The sequence below is a fragment of the Methyloligella halotolerans genome (assembly GCF_001708935.1).
Lineage (GTDB): Bacteria > Pseudomonadota > Alphaproteobacteria > Rhizobiales > Methyloligellaceae > Methyloligella > Methyloligella halotolerans.
On the sequence record NZ_MASI01000017.1, the window covers coordinates 1 to 3613 of the forward strand.

Annotated in this window: 1 protein-coding gene and 1 pseudogene; both read right to left on the bottom strand. The window is 65.1% G+C overall.

Translation table 11 applies throughout. The annotated features are described in order from the left end of the window. On the bottom strand, positions 1 to 2309 hold a 2309-nt coding region (locus tag A7A08_RS15275; protein WP_483428587.1), incomplete at its 3' end, for a trimethylamine N-oxide demethylase. A gap of 322 nt (positions 2310 to 2631) precedes the next feature. Next, a pseudogene (locus tag A7A08_RS15780) lies at positions 2632 to 3613 on the bottom strand (NAD(P)-binding domain-containing protein); the annotation flags it as partial.

Sequence of the window (3613 nt, forward strand, 5' to 3'; positions counted from 1 at the left end):
GGTTGGACGTCTCTGACGCGTGTTTTCTTTGGGTCGTAGTGTGAGAGTGTGACGATGGTCGCCGGGATGCGTTTCTGGTGGCCGTCGAGCTTGCCGATCTCGACCTCGGTGCCCGGCTCGCTCTTTGAGACGTCCATCCTTGCGAGCGCGATGTTCTTCTTCAGGATGGGCGAGCGTGTGGAGCTCGTCACCTCGCCCACCTGGGCCCGGCCCACATAGATGGGATCGCCGTGGTGGATGCATTCGTTGCTGCCGATATCGAGGCCGACGAGCTTCTTCAGCGGGTTGGCCTTGCGGCGGGCGAGCGCCTCGGAGCCGATGAAGGGGTCCTCCTCCATGTCCTTGCGCACGGTGAAGCCGATGCCCGCCTCGAACGGGTCGGTCTGGTCGCAGAAGTCGTAGCCGGCGAAGACGAGGCCCGCCTCGATGCGCACCATGTCGAGCGCGAGCAGGCCGAAGGGGCGTAAGCCATAGGGCTTTCCCGCCTCCCAGATGGCGTCGAACACGGCGGGTGCGGCGTCCGGGTGGCACCAGATCTCATAGCCGAGCTCGCCCGTATAGCCGGTGCGCGAGACGATCACCGGCTGGTCGTCGATGCGGCCGATCAGGAAGCGGAACCACTTCAGCTCCTCGATGGTCGGCTGGTCGGGCCGGGTCCAGACGATCTCCTTGAGGATGTCCCGCGACTTCGGCCCCTGGAGCGCCACGTTGTGGAGCTGGTCGGTGGAAGACCGAACCCAGACCTTGAGGTTCCGCTCCTGGGCCACCTGGCGCATCCAGACGCCGAGATAATCGTCGCCGCACACGACCCGGAAGTTGTTCTGGCAGAGCCGGAACACGGTGCCGTCGTCGATCATGCCGCCATGGTCGTAGCAGAAGGCGGTGTAGACCACCTGGCCCTGGCTCAGCTTGCGGATGTTGCGGGTGGCGACCAGATGCACCAGCTCTTCGGCGTCGGGCCCCGTCACCTCGAACTTGCGCAGGGCGGAGAGATCCATGATCACCGCCTTCTCCCGGCAGGCCCAGTATTCCTCGATGGGCTCCACGTCGGAGAAGCAGGTGGGCAGCCAGAAGCCGCGATAATCTTCGAACTTGCGGGTCAGCGCGGAGAAGCGCGGATAGAAGCCGCTCTCCCGCGTCAGGCGCGGCTCTGCGTCGGGGGTCATGCGATGGGCCTTTCCTTTCGGGAAGTCGTTCTCCTTGTCGTAAACCCGCACCTGGATGTCCGTGGGGCTCCAGCCATTGGCCGGGTCGATATCGTCGGCGCAGGACGACGAGGCGCAGACGATGTCGGTCAGCGCGCGGAGCAGCACGTAGTCCCCGGGCCGCGACCAGGGCTCGTCCAGCCCGATCCCGTCATCGTCGTCGACGAAGGTGTTGTAGAAGAAGTTGATCGCCGGCCAGCCCTTGCGGGGCGCGATCGGATAGGGCTCCAAACAGGCGTTGAAGTTGTCCGTGCAGTTGGAATGGCCCGGATAGCCCATATCCTCGTAATACTTGGCGTTGCAGGCCAGCATGAACGTGTCGTGGCGGCCGACCGTGTCCTGGATCACCTCCACGAGCGGCTTCTGGGTCTGGTCGTAGTATTTGGCATGCAGGCCCGGGCCGGGCGCAGCCGTGCCCATCAGCGTATGGGTGGTGGTGGCGTCGAGGCCGTTCTCGATGCCGCGCTCCAGGGCTTCCGCATCGAAGGCCAGGAAGTCGGAGCACTGACGGCCCTCCACGTCGACGATCTGGATATAGTCGCCGGCCTTCACCGTGTAGGACGACGCGGACGCCGCATCGATGCGCAGATCCAGCTTCGGCTCCGCCAGAGGCGGCGGCGCATCCAGCCGCTCCTCGCCCCCCTGCTCGATCTCGATCAGGAGATCCGTGGGCGTGTCCTGCTCGTCCGGCGCCATTGCGCTGCCCGGCGCCACCAGCATGCAAAGACCCGTGGCCTTGATCTCGAACCGGGCCTTCGAGCCCGGCGCGCTATCCGGCCCGAACAGACGGCTGCCGCGGATCTCGCCCTTGTCCACGTTGCGGGAGCCCAGCGCATGCTCCGTCGCCGGCCGGCCTTCCAGCGCTTCGTCAAGCGCCTCTTCCAAGGTCGGCGCATCCAGGGTGGAGAGGGACGGGATCACCGCCTGGCCGCCTTGCGTCTCCGACAGGGCATAGAGCAGCCCCGTTTGCGCCCCTTCCGGATCGATGATGGTGAGCTTATCGCCGTCCCTGACCCCGAAGGCCAGGCAGCCGCCCCCGGCCACACGGGTCCGGCGGATGCGCCGCCCCCCATGAGAGGTCACGGCGGAAGTCGCTTCCGACAGGCTGCGCGGTCGGGTCTCGCTGTCCAGGCTCATAAGCGCTCTCCTTAAAAAGCAGTCGCTTCGGGGTCGTCGAGAAGAGGAACGTCCAGGCCCCCCTCCCAAGCTGCGGCAGGGGGCCGGGGCGTGGCTCTTGCGATCTGCGGTTTGCCGATCGGCCGCTTCGGCTGATCGGTGCGGCGGGCCGCCCCCCAAGAACAACGTCGTTCAAGGGCATGTGAAGGACGGCCCGCCTTTAGCTCTGTCGTGTCTGACGGCTACCCGGCCGCCTCACGCACCGCCAAGAAGCGGCTACTCGGCCGCTTCACGCACGGCCAAGAAGCGGCTACTCGGCCGCTTCACGAACCGCCAAGAAGGCTTCCAGGCTGTCGTCCAGGGCCTGCATCCACTTCGTATGGTGCTTCGGCGACATGGTCCCCGTGATCACCGACGGGTAGACCCGGTCCCGATAGGTCAGGATGCCCTCTTCCTTGTGGTGCTCCCACTCCTTGAAGAGTTCCGCCACCCGGTCCACGTCCAGATGCGGGTAGTCGGTCTTCTCAAGAAGATCGCGCACATACTCCGTCTGGAAGTCGATATCCTGCTCGGGGTTCTCGCAGGCCTCCTCCATGGCGACCCACTTCTTGGCGTCCGCCGTCATCTCCGGCTTGGAGGGAAGCGGGATGCGGCCCAGCATCACGTCGCGCGCATACCAGGCCTGGGCGTCGAACATGTTGAACGTGTAGTACTGGTCCTGGGCGCCGATATACATCAGCTTCGGATTGTCCAGCCAGAAGATGCCCTTGTAGAGACCCTCCGGATAAAGCCGGGTGCCGGTCTTCAGGCGAAGGCTGTCGGGCAGGAACGGGTAGTAGTTCTTGTAGCCCGTGCACAGCACGATGCGTCCACCTCCTTGGTGGTGCCGTCGGCGAAGTGGGCCGTGTTGCCCTCGACCTTCTGCAGCAGCGGCTTCTCCTCGAACCCGTCCGGCCAGTCGAACCCCATGGGCGCCGTCCGGTAGGAGAAGGTGATCGAGTTCGCACCGTATTTATGGCACTGGACCCCGATATCCTCCGCCGAGTAGGAGGCGCCGATCAAAAGCACGTCCTTGCCCTTGAACTCGAGCGCGTCGCGGAAGTCGTGGGCGTGCAGCACACGGCCCGGGAACATCTTCAGCCCTTCGAAGTCCGGGACGTTCGGCGTGGAGAAGTGGCCGTTCGCCGCCACCACGTAGTCGAACTCCTCCGAATAGGTGTGGTCGTTCTTCAGGTCCTGGACCGTGACCGTGAACTTCTCCGTCTCAGGGTCGTACTCGACCCAGCGCACAG